Origin of the sequence: Acidovorax sp. 35-64-16, from assembly GCF_002281195.1 — a bacterium.
Taxonomy (GTDB): domain Bacteria; phylum Pseudomonadota; class Gammaproteobacteria; order Burkholderiales; family Burkholderiaceae_C; genus Acidovorax; species Acidovorax defluvii.
Genome location: NZ_NCFM01000015.1, coordinates 41,789 through 57,568 on the forward strand (window position 1 = coordinate 41,789; position 15,780 = coordinate 57,568).

The window sequence follows — 15,780 nt, forward strand, 5'->3', positions numbered from 1 at the left end:
GGCCTCTCTCTTGCTGCTCCCAAAAAACCGGCTCAGCCGGTTTTTTTTCGTCTGAAAGGTCGAACAATGTTGTGCGTCAACATCAATGCAAATGAGAATGACCCGCATTTGATGTAACATAAGACAGCACGACGATGCACAGCCATGTTGATCTAGCCATTGCCTCTCGCCTGCTCTTGGCGCACCCGCGCGCCACCTGCACATCCACCTTTCGACGGAGGCCTCTTGGCTAAATCACGCCCCCTGCAGCGCAGCACTGCGCTGCGTTCGCACGCTTTTCCCGCTTCCCAACACCCCGCGCCCGCGCTTGGCATGTCCTCAGACAAGGCCTTGCTGCCCCTGGGTGCCCTGATGCTGGCCGCCTCGATGGGCGCTGCGGCCCAGGGCAGCGCCCCGGAAACCACCATGTCCACCGTGACCGTCAAGGAAACGGCCGAAATTCAGGGCAAAGACACCCTGCTCCTCAAGAAAACCACCGTAGGCAAGGGCAAGCAGGACATCAAGGACATCCCCCAGTCCGTGACGGTGTTCACCGAGAAACTGATGGCCGACCGCAACCAGGACGACTTTCGTGAAGTGCTGCGCACCACGGCGGGCGTGACCTTTCTGGCGGGCGAAACCGGCGAAGAAGATGTGCGCCTGCGCGGCTTCTCACTGGGCCAGGCCGGCGACATTTACATCGACGGCATGAAAGACGCGCCACTGATCGAGCGCGACACCTTCAATCACGACCGGGTGGAAGTACTCAAGGGCTCGGCCTCCATGCTGTTTGGCAAGGGCTCCACGGGTGGCGTGGTCAACCAGGTGAACAAGGCTCCCCTGCTGATTGACCAGCATGAGGCGGCATACACCTTCGGCACCGGCAACACCCACCGTGCCACAGGAGACTTCAACTTCGTCACAGGCGAAAACGCGGCGTTTCGCCTGAATGCCATGGTGCAGGAAGCCGACAACTACGGCGCCAAGCAGGACAAGCGCGGCATTGCTCCCACTTTTGCCTGGGGCATCGGCACCCGTGATGAGTTCTCCATCGGGCTGTACTACCTCGAATCCAAGGGCCGCCCTACCTACAACCACCCCTGGCGCCTGTCGGCAGACGGCAAGATCAACACCACCCTGCCCGCGCGCAACTTCTACGGGCTGGAAAGCGACTACACCAACACGTCATCGCAATACGCCACGTTGGGCCATATCCACCGCTTTTATGATGGTGGCGAGCTGAACACCCGCCTGCGCTACGGCACCTACGAGCGCGACATGCTGGCCAGCACCATCGGCTTTCAGAACAGCGCCATCACGCTCGGTCAGATCAACGACAGCACCGTGCTGACGCGCTACGGCTCCAAAGGTCGCATGGGCGAAAGCGATGTGCTGCAAGTGCAAAGCGACTACAGCAACACCTTCAACTGGGGTGGCAAAAAGCACGCCGTGCTGACCGGCGTGGACTACTACGACGACGATGCGAAGCGCAACCAGAACTACGCCAACACCACCCCCCGCCCCACCACCACCGTGGGCACGTCCGACAACGGCGTGGGCGTGGCGGATGGCCGTGCACCCGTGCAATGGAACACCTTCCAGGCCCGCAACGTGGGCCTGTATTTCCAGGACACGATTTCGCTCACCGACACCCTCAAGCTTGTGGCAGGCCTGCGCTATGACGACTTCAAGGCCTCCTACCGCAACCCCAATGGCAGCCTCAGCAGCGACCGCTCCGACAGCCTTTTCAGCCCGCGCGCCGGCCTGATCTTCCAGCCCGATGCGCTGTCTTCATACTACCTGTCGTACGGCACCTCGTACAACACCTCGGGCGACACCTACCAGTTCAGTCCCGGCTTGAGCAACAGCACCGCACGTTCAGCCAACACGCCGGCCGAAAAGAGCCGCAACATCGAAATCGGTGGCAAGTTCGAGCTGTTCGAGCGCCGCGCCCTGCTGGGTGTGGCCGCGTTCTACAGCGAGAAATACAACGAACGCAACACCGACCCCGACACCGCAGCCCAGCAAGAACTGCTGTCGGGCAAGCGCCACGCCGCGGGCATGGAGTTCAACCTGGCCGGACGGATGACGCCGAAATGGGAAGTTTTCTTCAACCACACCTGGATTCCTGACGCCAAGATTGACCAGAGCAACGTGGCACGAAACTCCACCGGCACAGGCGCCCAGGTGCAGGGCGATCGCCCCGGCCTCACGCCCAAGCACAGCGGCAGTTTCTGGAGCACCTATGCGGTCACGTCCAGCGTTCGGGTGGGCGCCGGCCTGACCTACCGTGGCAAGCAGAACCCCGAAGGTCAGCGCAGCTACTACGCCAGCGGTTTCAGCACCGTGGACGCCATGGTCGAATACGCGTTTGACGAGAAGACCTCGCTCAAGTTGAACGTGAGCAACCTGTTTGACCGGGTCTACGCCGATGCGCTGTACCGGGGCTTTTACACACCGGGCGCTGCACGCTCGGTTCAGGTCACACTCAAAACCCGCTTCTGATATTGACCCTGGCCCACGGCACCGCACCATGTTCTTGCACATCAAAGACGTTCTGACGCCCGAAGAAATCACCTTCTTCCGGCAAGCCCTCGGGCCACAAGCCCCGTGGATTGAAGGAACACGCAGCGCCGGCGGCCAGGCCATTCACCAGAAGAACAACCTGCAGCTGGCGCAAGGCAGCGAGCTGTCCGCCCAGTTGCAGACCATGGTGAAGGCGGCGCTGCACCGCAACGCCCTCTTCTTCTCGGCGGCCTTGCCCCGGCGCATCTACAACCCGCTGTTCAACAACTACGGCGATGGTGCCAATTTTTACGGCAACCATGTCGACAGCGCCGTCATGCACTCCAAGGCCGACAACTGCTGGGTGCGCAGCGACCTGTCGTGCACGCTGTTTTTGACGCCGCCCGAAGACTACGATGGCGGCGAGCTGGTGATTACCGAAACGCTGGGCGAAAAACGCATCAAGCTGCCTGCGGGCGACATGATCCTGTACCCCAGCAGCACGGTGCACCAGGTGTCACCCGTCACGCGCGGGCACCGCATCAGCAGTTTTTTCTGGGTGGAAAGCATGGTGCGCGGGCTGGAGCAGCGCCAGTTGCTGTTCGACATGGACATGTCGCTGCTCAGGCTGCGCCAGGCCCATGGCGAAAAAGAGCCCTCGGTCATTGCGCTCTCGGGCACGTACCACAACCTGCTGCGCATGTGGGCCGATGTGTGACGCGGCGGCATCCCGCAGTGTCACACTCAACTCAAATGCTCCTATTTAGATAGCATCTTGCGCTTACTGGATAAGCGCCAGGTGCTATTTTTGCTTATATGACCCCTATTCCCGCACGGCACAAGGTTTCGCCCGAGATCGTCAACCTGGCAGACCATGAGGCGCATGCACGCCAGCATCTGGACGGCAACGCCTGGGCCTACTTCAGCGGCGGTGCCGCCGACGAAATCACCCTGCGTGCCAACCGCAGCGCCTGGGATTCCCTGCCGCTGTGGCCGCGCGTGCTGCGGCCGCTGGCGGGGGGCCACACCCGGGTCAGCCTGCTGGGCCGCACGCTGGCGCACCCCATCCTGCTGGCGCCCGTTGCCTTTCAGCGCCTGGCCCACCCCGACGGCGAGCTGGCCATGGCCTACGCGGCGGCGGCGCTGGGCGCGGGCGTGGTGCTCAGCACCCAGGCCAGTGTGTCGCTGGAGGCCGTTGCGCAAGCAGTGCTGCCCGACCCCGGGCGCGGCCCCCTGTGGTTTCAGCTGTATCTGCAGCACGACCGGGGCTTCACCCAGGCACTGGTGCAGCGCGCCGAAGCCGCCGGATACGAAGCCTTGGTGCTGACCGTGGACGCACCCACCAGCGGCGTGCGCGACCGCGAACGGCGCGCGGGCTTTCGGCTGCCACCCGGCGTGGGCCCGGTCAACCTTGCGGGCCTGCAGGCGCCCACCGCAACCGAGCTGCGCCCCGGCCAAAGCGCGCTGTTTGACGGCCTGCTGCACCAAGCCCCCACCTGGGACGACATTGCCTGGCTGCAGTCCATCACCCGCCTGCCCGTGTTGCTCAAGGGCGTGCTGCATCCGGCCGACACGCGCCAGGCGGTGGCGGCGGGCGCGGCGGGCCTGATCGTCTCCAACCACGGCGGGCGCACGCTGGACACCGCACCCGCCACCGCCAGCGCCCTGCCGCGCGTGGTGCAGGCCGTGGGTGGCGCGCTGCCGGTGATGGTGGATGGTGGCATTCGCCGCGGCACCGATGTGCTCAAGGCCATGGCGCTGGGTGCGTCGGCGGTACTGGTGGGGCGCCCTGCCATCTGGGGCCTGGCCAATGCCGGCGCCGCCGGTGTGGCGCATGTGCTGCGCCTGTTGCGCGACGAACTGGAGATTGCCATGGCCCTCACCGGCTGCGCCACGCTGGCCGATGCATCGCAGGCGCTGCTGAATGCAGACCTCCCCCAAGGCGGCGACCTTTCACCCCATTACCCTGTCGGCAGTCATGATTTATTGCAAATACGATAGATTCGCATTTATAATCAATGCATCAACAACAGCCAGCCAAACTGCCTGCCGCCATGATCGTCTGTGTTTGCCGCCGAATTTCCGACCGTGAAATTGCCCGCCATGCGCGCGCAGGAATGAGTTTCGACGATATCCAGTTCGAGCTGGGCGTGGCCACCCAATGCGGATGCTGCGAAAGCTGCGCCCGCGATGTGGTGGCGCAATGCAGCGCAACAAGCCCGGTTGCCGCGCTGCACAATGAGACTGCGGTACAACCGGTTCAGCTTGCCAACTCTCTTCGGGAAAGCAAAGCATGGAACTCCTCTCTACACTCGCGGGCAGTCTGATTTTTGTCGCCGGTTCGACCTGGTGGATATTTCGCAAGTAATCTGAACATTTTTGGGCATTGGCCCCTATCCATCAAGCGCTGGCAGCTATCATTTTTATATGTCCCAACGAGATCGTTTTGCCCCTGTCGGGGGCGTGAGCCGAAATGCCGTGATCGTGGGTTCGGTGGTGATGCTGCATGTGGCAGGGCTGTGGGCCCTGCAATCGGGTTTGCTGCGCCGTGCGGCAGAGGTGATCGTGCCCGCAGAGTTGCTGAGCGAATTCATTGCACCACCGGCCCCCAGGGTGGCGCCACCCGCGCCACCAGCCCCTCCCGCCCCGCCGCCGCCACGGCCCGCGCCCAAGGTGCAGGCCCCGCGCCCGGCGCCGATGCCCGTGGCCATTGCCGATCCCACACCGGCCCCCAATGCACCGGTGGGCATCTCCACACCCCAACCGCCCGCGCCCCCCATCGAAGCCCCGGTGGCACCTCCGGCACCGCCCGCACCATCGGCGCCATCCGCACCGGCCCGCATCGACATGCCCTCCAGCGATGCCGCGTACCTCAACAACCCCAAACCCGGCTACCCGGCCATCAGCAAACGCATGGGCGAGCAGGGCAAAGTGGTGCTGCGCGTGCTGATCGGCACCGACGGACTGCCGCAGAAGGTGGAAATCAACAAATCCAGCGGCTACGACCGTCTGGACCGCCAGGCCCAGGAGGCCGTCATGCGCTGGCGCTTCGTGCCCGGCAAGCGCAACGGCGTGCCAGAGGCCATGTGGAGCCTGGTGCCCATCAATTTTGTTCTCGAATAACCGAACCACTGTTTAGGGAGTTTTCATGGAATCGCAATTTGGCATCGCCAATGTCTGGATACAAGGTGACTTTGTCACCCGCGCTGTCGCCATCCTGCTGCTGGCCATGTCACTGGCCTCGTGGATCGTCATCCTCATCAAGGCCCTGGACATCATCAAGCTCAAAAAGCACGCCCGCGCGGCGCAGGATTTCTGGCACAGCGAAGACTTTGCAGCCGCCCTCACCAAACTGGGCAACGACCCCACCAACCCGTTTCGCCACCTGGCCCTGGAAGGCCGCGAGGCCACGGCCCACCACCGCAATACCAAGGTGCATCTGCACGACACCCTCGACGTGAGCGACTGGGTTACCCGCTGCCTGCGCAACTGCATTGACGAGTTCACGGCGCGCATCCAGTCAGGCCTGGCCATCCTGGCGTCAGTGGGCTCCACCGCGCCGTTCATCGGCCTTTTTGGTACGGTGTGGGGCATCTACCACGCCCTGCTGGCGATTGGCACCTCGGGCCAGTCCACCATCGACAAGGTGGCCGGGCCCATCGGCGAGGCACTGATCATGACGGCCCTGGGCCTGGCGGTGGCCATTCCTGCGGTGCTGGGCTACAACGCGCTGGTGCGCGGCAACAAGTCCATCCTGAACGGCCTCAACAGCTTTGCCCACGACCTGCACGCCTACTTTGTCACTGGCGCCCGCGTGAATGCAGGCGAACCCGGCAAGGTGCTGCCCATGAAGAAAGGCGGCTGAGCCATGGCCTTCGGAACCCAAGACGATGCCGATGAGGTGATGAACGAAATCAACATGACACCGCTGGTGGACGTCATGCTGGTGCTGCTCATCATCTTCATCATCACCGTGCCGGTGATGAAGCATTCGGTGAACGTGGACCTGCCCCGCGCCACCAACCAGCCCGAGATCATCAAGCCCGAAACCGTGCGCCTGTCGGTGGCCGCCGACGGCCAGTATTTCTGGAATGGCGCACCGGTCGCCGACGAAGAACTCTTCTCCCTCCTGCAGACCGAAGGGGCCAAAACGCCCCAGCCTGACCTGCACATCCGGGGCGACAAGGAAGTGCGCTACGAGCGCGTGGCCCAGGCCATGGCGGCGGCGCAGCGTGCGGGCGTGCGCAAGATCGGCTTTGTGACCGAGCCGCAGCAGTAACCCAGGTGCCACGGGGCAGCGGCAAGGAGGCCCCACGGATTGTTTGAGCGTTTGAAGACCGGGGCACCAGATTGCCCCACCTTCCGCATCGCTGCCCTGCAGCGCACGCTCCACCCCATTTTCATCGATCATCAGCAAAAATCACTTGACTCGTAATTGCGAATCGTTATCATTAGCACAACGAATCGCAATGCACTTGAACTCCACATGCAAGCCACTTTGACCAACGCTTCTCCCCTGTGCTTTGCCGCTTCTGGCCAGGTGGCATCCGCACCTGCACCTGCAACATCCGGCCCACACACCGCAGAGGCTGTTTGCGCTACGGCGGCGGTAGACAGCAGCACGCTCTTGCAGGGACAAAAAGCCGTGGCCATTCACCACAATGGAGCGGTGTACCGCCTGCAGGCCACCAAGCTGGGCAAGCTGATCCTGACCAAATAAACCGGGGCGCCAGCCAGCGCGGTCGCCCGCGCTACGCAGCCGCTGGCGTCGTTTCAGAGTTTCATCGTGGGGAGACTCCCGGGCTTGTCTCAAGCCCGAAAGGGTCTTTTTTGCCAGCCAACGGGTTTGCCCCCGCGTAGCCAGGCCTTTTTTGCACCACGCATCCACATCGCTGGCCCCCATAAAAAAACCGGCCTGCAGACCGGTTTTATATTATTTCATGGTGTTTCAGGGCTTCAGCCCTTTATCTGCAAGCGCGTACAGCTACCAAGTAAATAGCAAACAACCTCGAATCAGAGGCCCAGCGCGGCAATGCCCGCCCGCGCGATCTGTGCATCTTCGGACGATTTCACTCCGCTCACGCCCACGGCGCCCAGGCATTGACCATCTTTCATGATCGGCACGCCGCCTTCGAGCAGGCCATCGATGGCAGGCGCGCTCAGGAACGCCGTGCGTCCGCCGTTAACGATGTCTTCGTACACCTTGCTCTCGCGCCGGCCCAGTGCGGCCGTGTGGGCCTTGGCGGGTGCGATGTGCGACGACACTGCCGCCGCGCCATCCAGGCGCTGCAGCCACAGCAGGTGGCCACCATCGTCCACGATGGCAATGGTCACAGCCCACTGATTCTTCAGTGCTTCGGCTTCAGCGGCCGCCGCGATCTTTTTGACGTCGGCCAGTTCGAGTTCGTGTTTGGTTTTCATGGTTGCCATGCAGGGTTGAGGGGGGCTGCATTACCAGGCCCCCGGACGAAAAAGGCAAGCATAGCGGCAGCCGACAGCGTGTAAACCGCTGCCTGAGGCGAAAGAATAGTGACCTAAAGTGTTTGAAGGGGTGCGGTTATTGTTTTTCGTCAGAACATCGCCACATAGAATCCAACGGTCTGCGTCGTGCAGGCTTCTAGGAGAGACACAAGATGAATGACCAAGTCACCACCCTGGGCCACTCTGCGGGCTATGGCATCTCGCAGGAGCAGCGCCACAAGGTGCTGCGCAACACTTACTGGCTGCTTGCCCTGAGCATGCTGCCCACCGTGCTGGGCGCCTGGATTGGCGTGGCCACCGGCATCACGCAGTCGCTGAGCGGCGGTTTGGGTCTGATCGTCTTCATGGGCGGCGCCTTTGGCTTCATGTACGCCATCGAAAAGACCAAGAACTCGGCAGCGGGTGTGCCCGTGCTGTTGGCCTTCACCTTTTTCATGGGCCTGATGCTGTCACGCCTGATCGGCGTGGTGCTGGGCTTCAAGAACGGCACCGACCTCATCATGACGGCCTTTGCCGGCACCGCAGGCGTGTTCTTCGTGATGGCCAGCCTGGCCAGCGTGATCAAGCGCGACCTCTCGGGCATGGGCAAGTGGCTCATGGTGGGCGCGCTGGTGCTGATGGTAGGCGCCGTGATCAACGTCTTCGTGGGATCGTCGGCCGGCATGATGGCGATTTCTGTGGCGGCCATCGGCATCTTCAGCGCCTACATGCTGTATGACCTCAAGCAGATCCTGGATGGCGGCGAAACCAACTACATCAGCGCCACCTTGGCCCTGTACCTGGACATTTTCAACGTGTTCCAGAGCCTGCTGGCCCTGCTGGGCATCGCCGGTGGCGAACGCGACTGACAGCCCGTTGATCTTGACCACTGTCAAAAAGGCTCCTTCGGGAGCCTTTTTTCTGGGCTCTTTACCAAGGTCAAGCCTCAATTGAGCGGCGGAGGTGCCGATAATGCAAGTACATGTATCCAATCCTGCCTTCCACCGCGCTGCGCCTGCTTGCTGTTTCAGCAGTTTTGCTGCTGGCAGGTTGTGAGATTCCCGGCTTGGGCCCCGACCCCCGCGTCGCCCAGCGCGATGCTGAAGCCAAAGCCATTGGTGGCGCCTGCCGCCATGCGCTGCGAGGGCTGGAAGACTGTTACACGCTCAACCCCAAGGCGGCCAAAGCCTCGGTGTTTGCCGGCTGGAAAGATATGGACGGCTACATGCGCGAGAACAAGATCGAAGGCACTCCTTCGGTACTGGGCAAAATCGATAAGCCCGAGCGTAAGGGCGGCGACATCGAAACCGAAACGCGCGACAACCGCAGCTAGCCCATTCAGATCTGCTGTTGCACCCCGCCCTGGGATGCCCGCGCCGCATGGGCCGGCGCGACCCAACCGCATGCGGGATGTCGGGCAAGGAAGCCCCGCAGCGTGGGCGCCATTTCGCAGTGCACAGCGACCGTCAAGCGGGGCAAAGCCGCAAAGCCGCTTGCATGCCAGGGGCAGTGCCCCAGTTACACCCGATCAAATACCGCCATGCTTTCCACGTGGGCCGTGTGCGGAAACATGTTGACCATGCCTGCCGCCGTGCATTGGTAGCCCGCCAGGTGCACCAGCAGCCCGGCATCGCGTGCCAGGGTGGCCGGGTTGCAGCTGACATAAACGATGCGCTTGGGCGGCGTCCAGCCCTCGGCCCCGGCGGGCAGCGGGCCAGCCCCCTCGGCGCCGAGGCGCGCTTGCTCGATGTCGGCCAGTGCCTTGGCCAGGGCAAAAGCCCCCTCGCGCGGCGGATCGACCAACCACTTGTCTGCAGATCCGTCGGCCACCAGCATCTCGGGGGTCATCTCGAACAGGTTGCGCGCTACAAAATTCGTAGCTGCAAGCGCTTTATGGTCGTGCGCTAAAGCCTGATTGAGCACATAATTTTCGCGTGACCGGGCCACCAGAGCCTCACTGCCCTCAATGCCCAGCACCTCACGCGCCTGGGTGGCCAGCGGCAAGGTGAAGTTGCCCAGGCCGCAGAACCAGTCGATCACGCGCTCCTGCGGCTGCACATCCAGCAGGCGCAGCGCGCGCGATACCAGCACGCGGTTGATGTGCGGGTTCACCTGCGTAAAGTCAGTGGGCTTGAAAGGCATGGTGATGCCGAAATCCGGCAGCGCATACGACAGCTGCTCGCCGCCTTCGTCGAGCAGCTTCACGGTGTCCGGGCCTTTGGGCTGCAGCCACCATTGCACAGGGTGTTCCGCCGCAAAGGCACGCAGCTTGGCGATGTCACCGGCGCTCAGCGGCTCCAGGTGGCGCAGCACCAGCGCGGTGACGGTGTCGCCGCAGGCCAGTTCGATCTGTGGGCAGGTGTCGCGGGCATCCATGCCGGCAATCAGTGCCCTGAGGGGCATGAGCATGGCGTCCACATGGGGCGGCAGCACGGGGCACTGCTGCATGTCGGCCACGTAGCGGCTTTTGCGCTCATGAAAACCAATCAGCACCTGGCCCTTCTTGATCACGTTGCGCACCGACAGCCGGGCACGGTAACGGTAACCCCAGGCCGGGCCTTCGATGGGGCGCAGCATGGTTTCGGCCTTGACCTTGCCCAGATGCCACAGGTTGTCTTCCAGCACGCGCTGCTTGACGGCCACCTGGGCGCTCACATGCAGGTGCTGCATCTTGCAGCCGCCGCAGGCACCGGCGTGCAGGCCGAAATGCGGGCAGCCGGGGCGCACACGTTGCGACGATTCGCGGTGGATCGCCGTCAGGCTGGCCTGCTCCCAGTTGTTCTTTTTGCGGTGGGTGTTCGCGGTGACCAGCTCGAACGGCAGGGCACCATCGATGAAGATAACCTTGCCATCGGGCTTGCGGGCAACGCCCTGGGCATCCAGGTCGAGAGACTGCACCTGCAACCAGCCGTCGGGCAGGTCGGATGCATCCTGTGTGGAAGGTTCAAACGAGGGGGATAGTTCTTTCGGTTCGCTCATCCCCCCATTGTCTCAGGCCCGGGACTGCGCTTGCCCCGGCCGTGGAGAAGCGGCCGCGTTCAACCCCGGTCTGCACGCGCAGGGCGCATGCCGCGCTGCCCCGACGCAGAGGCCAGCGGCAGCTTGTTGATGGTGAGCTCGCAGCCCTGGTCGTCCAGCGAGAAAACCAGCGTCGCGCCCGGAGCCACCTGGGGCAGGGTTTCATGGATTTCACGCGACATGTCCACCGGCGGCGTGACCGCCCGGTAGACGATCTCCTGATTGGGGGCATACACCAGATAGCAAGCCGCTGCGGCCGACTGGCTGGCGAATGCGGCCACCAGTGCAACGGCAGCGTACGGAAATGCGGACATGGTCTTCTCCTCGATCTGGTTGAAATTACAAGCCATTATGCGGCGATGGCAGCCCCCAGCCAACGCCCGCCTGGCGGCCCACCATCACCGCAGATGCAGATGGCTGCTGTGCTTGACCTCTTCCATCACCGCATAGGTGCGCGTTTCGCGCACGCCGGGCAGCTGCCACAGCACGTTGCCCGCAAACACGCGGTAGGCGTTCATGTCGGCAGCGCGGGTCTTGAGAAGGTAGTCAAACCCGCCTGCGACCAGGTGGCATTCCATGATTTCGGGGTGCACCTGCACCGCAGCCTTGAACTGGTCGAACACGTTGAGCGTGGTGCGGTCGAGCAACACCTCCACAAAGACCAGCATGCCCGCACCAAGTTTGATGGGATTGAGCCGTGCTTCGTAGCCCAGGATGAAACCATCGCGCGTGAGGCGCTGCACGCGCGCCAGCACCGCCGTGGGCGACAGGGCCACGGCCTCGGCCAGCTTGAGGTTGGCAATGCGGCCGTCTTCCTGCAGGATTGACAGGATCTTTCTGTCAATCCGGTCCAGATCGGGTTCTGTTTGCATATTGATTAGCGATTTATCCGGTGTGCATTCATATTTTCGACCATTTATTCATCGCAAGTCCAAGGATCATCGCCAGTAACGCGTCAGACCCACATTTGCCCGACAACACCACCGAAAGAAACCGCCATGACGCAGCCCGCCGCCCTGCCCTCCGCGCCGTTCGCAGATTTCGCGCCGCGCACGCCACTGTCCAACCCGCTGCGTGCTGCCATCACCGCCGCCACCCGCCGCCCAGAGCCCGAAGCCCTGGCCCCGCTGCTGGCCCAGGCCCGTCTGCCGCAGGATCAGGCCGCATCGGCCCAGCAACTGGCCCTGCGCATGGCCAAGGCGCTGCGCGAACGCAAGGCCAGCGTCGGGCGTGCGGGCATCGTGCAGGGCCTGCTGCAGGAGTTTTCGTTGTCGTCGCAAGAAGGCGTGGCGCTGATGTGCCTGGCCGAGGCGCTGCTGCGCATCCCCGACAAGGCCACGCGCGACGCGCTGATCCGCGACAAGATCAGCCACGGCCAGTGGGATGCCCACCTGGGCAAGAGCCCGTCGCTCTTCGTCAACGCCGCCACCTGGGGCCTGCTCATCACCGGCAAGCTGGTGGCCACGCACAGCGAGGGCAGCCTGGGCAACTCGCTCAGCCGCCTGATCGGCAAAGGCGGCGAGCCGCTGATCCGCAAGGGCGTGGACATGGCGATGCGCATGATGGGCGAGCAGTTTGTGACCGGCGAGACCATCGACGAAGCCCTGCGCAACGCCCGCACCATGGAAGCCGAGGGCTTTCGCTATTCGTACGACATGCTGGGCGAGGCCGCGCTGACCAGTGCGGGTGCGCAGCGCTACTACCAGTCCTACGAACAGGCCATCCACGCGATCGGCAAGGCGTCTGCCGGGCGCGGCATCTACGAAGGGCCGGGCATCTCGATCAAGCTGTCGGCCCTGCACCCGCGCTACAGCCGCGCACAGTTCGACCGCGTGATGAAAGAGCTGTACCCCCTGGTGTTGCGCCTGACTGTGCTGGCCAAGCAATACGACATTGGCCTGAACATCGACGCCGAAGAAGCCGACCGGCTGGAGCTGTCGCTGGACCTGCTAGAGCGCCTGTGCCACGAGCCCACGCTGGCGGGCTGGAACGGCATTGGCTTTGTCATCCAGGCCTACCAAAAGCGCTGCCCCTTTGTCATCGATTACATGGTGGACTTGGCCCGCCGCACCAAGCGACGCCTGATGGTGCGCCTGGTCAAAGGCGCGTACTGGGACAGCGAAATCAAGCGCGCCCAGGTCGATGGGCTGGAAGACTACCCCGTGTACACCCGCAAGATGCACACCGACATTTCATACATCGCCTGCGCACGCAAGCTGCTGGCCGCGCCCGAGGCCGTGTACCCCCAGTTCGCCACGCACAACGCCGAAACGCTGGCCACCATCTACCACCTGGCGGGCAGCAACTACTACGCCGGGCAGTACGAGTTCCAGTGCCTGCACGGCATGGGCGAGCCACTGTATGAGCAGGTGGTGGGCGCCATCACTGCAGGCAAACTCGGCCGAGAGGCAGGAAAGGGCGGCCTGGGCCGCCCGTGCCGCATCTACGCCCCCGTGGGCACGCACGAAACCCTGTTGGCCTACCTGGTGCGCCGTCTGCTCGAAAACGGCGCCAACACCTCGTTCGTGAACCGCATCGCCGACGAAACCATTGCGCTGGACGAGCTGGTGAAGAGCCCCGTGCAGGTGGTAGACCAGCAAGCCGCCACCGAAGGCACCGCTGGCCTGCCCCACCCCCGCATTGCCACGCCCCAGGGCCTGTATGGCGCGCAACGCACCAACTCGCGCGGGCTGGACCTGTCGAACGAAAACACGCTGACCGAACTGGCCGCCACGCTGCAAACCACCGCCTCCCACTCCCGGACGGCAATGCCCCTGCTGGCCGCTGACGCCCCTGCAGGCCCCACCCAGCCTGTGCGCAACCCCGCCGACCACAGCGATGTGGTGGGCCAGGTGCAAGAGGCCACCATCGCCGATGTGGACCAGGCCCTGGCCCACGCACAGGCCGCCGCAGCCCACTGGGCCGGCACGCCCCCCGCCGAACGCGCCGCAGCCCTGCTGCGCACCGCCGACCTGCTGGAAGCGCGCATGCAGCCCCTGCTGGGCCTGCTGATGCGCGAAGCAGGCAAGAGCGCCAGCAACGCCGTGGCCGAAGTGCGCGAGGCCGTGGACTTTCTGCGCTACTACGCCGCCCAGGTGCAAAGCACCTTCGACAACGCCACCCACATCCCGCTGGGCCCTGTGGCCTGCATCAGCCCCTGGAACTTCCCGCTCGCCATTTTCATGGGCCAGGTGGCGGCCGCGCTGGCCGCAGGCAACCCCGTTCTGGCCAAGCCCGCAGAGCAAACCCCGCTGATCGCCGCCGAGGCCGTGCGCCTGCTGTGGCGTGCGGGCGTGCCACGGGCCGCCGTGCAACTGCTGCCCGGCCAGGGCGAAACCGTGGGCGCCCGCCTGATTGGCGACGCCCGCGTGATGGGCGTGATGTTCACTGGCTCCACCGAGGTCGCGCGCATCCTGCAGCGCACCGTGGCCGGGCGGCTCGATACCGCTGGCCGCCCCATTACGCTGATTGCAGAAACCGGTGGGCAGAACGCGATGATCGTGGACTCGTCCGCCCTGATCGAACAGGTGGTGGGCGACGCCGTGTCGTCGGCCTTTGACAGCGCCGGCCAGCGCTGCTCCGCCCTGCGCGTGCTGTGTGTGCAGGAAGAAGCCGCCGACCGCGTGGTCGAGATGCTGCAAGGCGCCATGGGCGAACTGCGCGTAGGCAACCCCGGCGCACTGCGCGTAGACGTGGGGCCGGTCATCGATGCCGAAGCACAAGCTGGTATCAGCAAACACGTCGAGACCTTCAAGGCCAAGGGCCACCGCGTGTTCCAGCACCCCGCGCAACGGACTGCTGCGGACGCCCAGGGCACCTTCGTACCGCCCACACTGATCGAGCTGAACCACATCGGTGAGCTGCAGCGCGAGGTCTTCGGCCCCGTGCTGCACCTGGTGCGCTACGCCCGCAACGACCTGAACCAGTTGCTCGACCAGATCAACGCCACCGGCTACGGCCTGACACAGGGCGTACACACCCGCATCGACGAAACCATTGCCCGCGTGGTGAACCGCGCGCACGCGGGCAACGTGTACGTGAACCGCAACATGGTGGGCGCCGTGGTGGGCGTGCAGCCGTTTGGTGGCGAAGGCCTGTCAGGCACGGGCCCCAAGGCGGGTGGGCCGCTGTACCTGCTGCGCCTGCTGTCACAGCGCCCCGCCGATGCGCTGGCCCGCACGTTTGCGGACGCCGACCGTGCCACACCGCCCGAGGATGCTGTGCGCGAACGCCTGCTAGCGCCGCTGGCCACCTTGCAGCAGTGGGCCCAGCTGCAAGGCAATGCAGCCTTGGCCAGCACCTGCCAGCGCTTTGCCCGGCAAACCCAAAGCGGAACCGCCCGCACCCTGCACGGCCCCACGGGCGAGCGCAATGTCTACACCCTGGCCCCACGTGCCCGCGTGCTGTGCCTGGCGCAAAGCGTGGACGACCTGCTGGTGCAAACGGCTGCCGTGCTCGCCAGCGGTGGCACCGCCCTGTGGCCCAACACGCAGGCGAGCCAGCGCGCGAAGTTGCCCACGCTGGTGCAAGCGCAGGTTCTGCTGCAGGACAACGCGCTGAACGACGGCACTCTGGCGCTGGACGCCGTGCTGCACCATGGCGACACCCCATCGCTGCAGGCCGTGTGCACCGCTCTCACCCGCCGCGCGGGGCCCATTGTGGGCGTGACCGCGCTGCAGCCCGGCGCCACCGACATTCCGCTGGAGCGCCTGATGATCGAGCGGGCGCTCAGCGTGAACACGGCGGCGGCCGGGGGCAATGCGAGCCTGATGACGATTGGCTGAGCGCCCGGCGTCGCACTACCATCGAACTGGCAAA

Annotated in this window: 15 protein-coding genes; 11 read left to right on the forward strand and 4 right to left on the reverse strand. The window is 64.2% G+C overall.

Annotation, left to right across the window (positions count from 1 at the left end):
• Positions 1-312 precede the first annotated feature (312 nt).
• From B7Y64_RS11540 to B7Y64_RS11575, 8 genes are all read left to right on the forward strand, one after another.
• On the forward strand, positions 313-2,484 hold the full coding sequence (locus B7Y64_RS11540; protein WP_291324166.1) for a TonB-dependent siderophore receptor: 2,172 nt from the start codon (positions 313-315) through the stop codon (positions 2,482-2,484).
• Between the two features lie 28 nt (positions 2,485-2,512).
• Positions 2,513-3,202 carry a Fe2+-dependent dioxygenase gene (locus B7Y64_RS11545; protein ID WP_291324165.1) on the forward strand — a complete coding sequence of 230 codons (690 nt, stop codon included), beginning with the start codon at positions 2,513-2,515 and terminating at the stop codon, positions 3,200-3,202.
• 98 nt (positions 3,203-3,300) lie between these two features.
• Positions 3,301-4,485: an alpha-hydroxy acid oxidase gene (locus B7Y64_RS11550; RefSeq protein ID WP_291324164.1), complete on the forward strand. Its 1,185-nt coding sequence runs from the start codon at positions 3,301-3,303 to the stop codon at positions 4,483-4,485.
• 53 nt (positions 4,486-4,538) lie between these two features.
• Entirely contained in the window at positions 4,539-4,811 is a 273-nt protein-coding gene (locus B7Y64_RS11555) for a (2Fe-2S)-binding protein (RefSeq protein ID WP_081739418.1), read from the forward strand.
• A 100-nt stretch (positions 4,812-4,911) separates the two neighbouring features.
• On the forward strand, positions 4,912-5,607 hold the full coding sequence (locus tag B7Y64_RS11560) for an energy transducer TonB (RefSeq protein ID WP_291324163.1): 696 nt from the start codon (positions 4,912-4,914) through the stop codon (positions 5,605-5,607).
• Positions 5,608-5,632: 25 nt separating this feature from the next.
• Positions 5,633-6,349, forward strand: a complete 717-nt coding sequence (locus tag B7Y64_RS11565) for a MotA/TolQ/ExbB proton channel family protein (protein WP_291324162.1) — start codon at positions 5,633-5,635, stop codon at positions 6,347-6,349.
• A 3-nt stretch (positions 6,350-6,352) separates the two neighbouring features.
• Positions 6,353-6,763, forward strand: a complete 411-nt coding sequence (locus B7Y64_RS11570) for a biopolymer transporter ExbD (RefSeq protein ID WP_024814865.1) — start codon at positions 6,353-6,355, stop codon at positions 6,761-6,763.
• Between the two features lie 207 nt (positions 6,764-6,970).
• Positions 6,971-7,204: a hemin uptake protein HemP gene (locus tag B7Y64_RS11575; RefSeq protein WP_291324161.1), complete on the forward strand. Its 234-nt coding sequence runs from the start codon at positions 6,971-6,973 to the stop codon at positions 7,202-7,204.
• A 293-nt stretch (positions 7,205-7,497) separates the two neighbouring features.
• Here the strand turns inward: B7Y64_RS11575 and B7Y64_RS11580 are convergent, their stop codons facing one another.
• Positions 7,498-7,905 carry a heme-binding protein gene (locus B7Y64_RS11580; protein WP_111864494.1) on the reverse strand — a complete coding sequence of 136 codons (408 nt, stop codon included), beginning with the start codon at positions 7,903-7,905 and terminating at the stop codon, positions 7,498-7,500.
• A 212-nt stretch (positions 7,906-8,117) separates the two neighbouring features.
• On the opposite strand from B7Y64_RS11580, the gene B7Y64_RS11585 reads away from it, so the two are divergent.
• Both B7Y64_RS11585 and B7Y64_RS11590 read left to right on the forward strand, forming a co-directional pair.
• On the forward strand, positions 8,118-8,813 hold the full coding sequence (locus tag B7Y64_RS11585) for a Bax inhibitor-1/YccA family protein (RefSeq protein ID WP_291324160.1): 696 nt from the start codon (positions 8,118-8,120) through the stop codon (positions 8,811-8,813).
• A 113-nt stretch (positions 8,814-8,926) separates the two neighbouring features.
• Positions 8,927-9,277, forward strand: coding sequence for a hypothetical protein (locus B7Y64_RS11590; protein ID WP_291324159.1), 351 nt, complete (start codon positions 8,927-8,929; stop codon positions 9,275-9,277).
• Positions 9,278-9,462: 185 nt separating this feature from the next.
• Here the strand turns inward: B7Y64_RS11590 and rlmD are convergent, their stop codons facing one another.
• From rlmD to B7Y64_RS11605, 3 genes are all read right to left on the reverse strand, one after another.
• Positions 9,463-10,923 carry a 23S rRNA (uracil(1939)-C(5))-methyltransferase RlmD gene (gene rlmD, locus B7Y64_RS11595; RefSeq protein ID WP_291328938.1) on the reverse strand — a complete coding sequence of 487 codons (1,461 nt, stop codon included), beginning with the start codon at positions 10,921-10,923 and terminating at the stop codon, positions 9,463-9,465.
• A gap of 59 nt (positions 10,924-10,982) precedes the next feature.
• On the reverse strand, positions 10,983-11,276 hold the full coding sequence (locus B7Y64_RS11600; protein ID WP_291328940.1) for a hypothetical protein: 294 nt from the start codon (positions 11,274-11,276) through the stop codon (positions 10,983-10,985).
• Positions 11,277-11,360: 84 nt separating this feature from the next.
• Positions 11,361-11,834 carry an Lrp/AsnC ligand binding domain-containing protein gene (locus tag B7Y64_RS11605; protein ID WP_291328942.1) on the reverse strand — a complete coding sequence of 158 codons (474 nt, stop codon included), beginning with the start codon at positions 11,832-11,834 and terminating at the stop codon, positions 11,361-11,363.
• A 126-nt stretch (positions 11,835-11,960) separates the two neighbouring features.
• On the opposite strand from B7Y64_RS11605, the gene putA reads away from it, so the two are divergent.
• The gene (putA, locus tag B7Y64_RS11610; RefSeq protein ID WP_291328944.1) at positions 11,961-15,746 is read left to right on the forward strand and encodes a trifunctional transcriptional regulator/proline dehydrogenase/L-glutamate gamma-semialdehyde dehydrogenase; all 3,786 of its coding nucleotides are present in this window, start codon (positions 11,961-11,963) and stop codon (positions 15,744-15,746) included.
• Positions 15,747-15,780: the final 34 nt, after the last annotated feature.